This window comes from Catellatospora sp. NPDC049609 (assembly GCF_040675365.1).
Taxonomy (GTDB): Bacteria; Actinomycetota; Actinomycetes; order Mycobacteriales; family Micromonosporaceae; genus Catellatospora.
This window is the reverse complement of sequence record NZ_JBFAOU010000484.1, coordinates 1-1,140: the sequence shown is the minus strand read 5'-3', so window position 1 is coordinate 1,140 and position 1,140 is coordinate 1. Positions and strand designations below refer to the sequence as shown.

At 71.5% G+C, this 1,140-nt stretch carries 1 protein-coding gene; it reads left to right on the top strand.

The annotated features are described in order from the left end of the window. Positions 1-296: 296 nt before the first annotated feature. Positions 297-668, top strand: a complete 372-nt coding sequence (locus AB0J67_RS41295; protein WP_363491308.1) for a hypothetical protein — start codon at positions 297-299, stop codon at positions 666-668. Positions 669-1,140 lie beyond the last annotated feature (472 nt).

Below are 1,140 nucleotides of genomic sequence, written 5' to 3'. Positions count from 1 at the left end.
GCCAGGACGATTACGCGTCCTGGCCACCTGCCGTCCCTCGTTGTGCGGCGTGAACCGTCGCCGAAAGCGTTGACGTGAGCGAGGGCTGGTCCCGGCGTGCGTCTAACAGCAACGCGGCCACTCCGGCGGCGTAGGCGGCGAAGTCCGTCCCCGGCTGCGGCACGGTCAGCGGCACCACGCGCGCACAGGCCGTCGGCGTAGTGCTCGTCGCCGTGCGAAGGCCGATGTCGCCGGGCTCGCCCCGGCATACCCGCGTCAGGTAGGCGCAGACCGCCGCGGCAGTAGGCGTCGCGCCGGTGAGACCGGTCGACATCGCCGTCGACGAGCGCAACCTGACCCCTGCCGCCACGGATTTCAGGATCGGTTTCGGGGCCACGGGGCAGCGCGACTACGTCGCCGGTGACATCGTCGGCGCAAGGCGGTGGGTGTCGGTCGACAACGGAACCACGTGGACCGAGCAGTCGGCGACGTGCAGCGCGCCGGCGTTCGCCGCTGTCGTCGACCAGGCCGTCTACGCCGCCGGCATGGACGTCTCGCTGCGTGTCGAGCTGACTGACCGCAGCGGCAGCAGCGTTCAGCCGACGATCATCACGGCGTATCGGGGTGCGGTAGCGCTCCGGGGTCACACCCGGCCCCTACGCGCATGGGCGACCCGGCGCCCGCGGTGAGGCCGAACAAGATCAGTGGAGGATTAGCGTCGGCGGGCCGTTTTCGGGCGGCCCGCCCGGAGCGCGGCTGAACCGTCACCGGCACCCCAGTCGTCGTCGAACTGGGCCAGCACGGCGAGGTGCTGTCGGAGCTGGATGATCGGCATGCGGGCTCGCCAGTCGAGGTCGAGGGAGGTCAGTTCCGCATAGACCTCGAAGAACCGCGCGGCCTCAGCGGCGGCCGGGTCCAGCTCGGCCCGCGGTCCGTCGCGTGGCCTCGGATTCCGCTATCAGCCGTTGACATCAGCGCAGGTCTCTGGCACAGTCCGGGCCGGTGAACAGTCCCCCGGAGGCCGCGGTGCCGTTCCGATCCGTGCCGGCCGAGTGCGCCCTCGCGACAGCTTTGGCCGAGATCAACCGGCTCGGCCTCACGGCGCGGGCGGCGGTCCTCGGCCCGGCCGCATCGCCGACCATGCGCGTCACGCTGTTCCAG